The 569-nt window shown below is 65.7% G+C and carries 1 protein-coding gene; it reads right to left on the reverse strand.

What is annotated here, in order from left to right:
- Positions 1-569 (reverse strand): beta-propeller fold lactonase family protein (locus tag A6M14_RS00895; RefSeq protein ID WP_241678018.1); only part of this gene is annotated, 569 nt, incomplete at both ends.

A 569-nucleotide genomic window follows, 5' to 3' on the forward strand; every position in this document is an offset into this window, starting at 1 on the left:
TTGGCGGGGCCGAGTGCGACGAAGCCGGTCTTGCCATCCTTCGTCAGGCTGATGCCGACCGGCTGGATCGCCTCGCTGCGCAGGCCCGGCACGGCGAACTTGATCTTGCCGGTGACCTCGCGCTTGGCCGGATCGATGATCGAGACCGTGCCGCCGATTTCGGCCGAGACCCCCAGCTCCGCTCCGCCGGTCTTGAACTCGGCATAGCGCGGCCGCCCATCGACCAGCACGCTGGCGACGATCTTGCGCGTCGCCGTGTCGATGAAATGCGCCACGTTGGTACTCTCGGAGGTGCAGATCAGGATCTTGCCGTCCGGACTGAGCATCATGCCTTCCGGCTCGACGCCGACTTGGACGTCGCCGATGCGGACGCGCTTCTCGAGGTCGAGCACCGTGACGGTGTTGTCGTTCTCGTTCGCCACATAGAGCGTCTTGCCGGCCGCATCCTGCGCGAACAGCTCGGGATCGGGGCCGGAGGGCAGGGTGTCCACCACCTCCATCTTCTTGGCATCGATCACCTGGATCGTGTCGTCGTCGCCGACCGCCACCATCACGAACTTGCCGTCACG

The organism is Acinetobacter portensis (assembly GCF_009372215.1).
GTDB classification, from domain to species: domain Bacteria; phylum Pseudomonadota; class Gammaproteobacteria; order Pseudomonadales; family Moraxellaceae; genus Acinetobacter; species Acinetobacter portensis.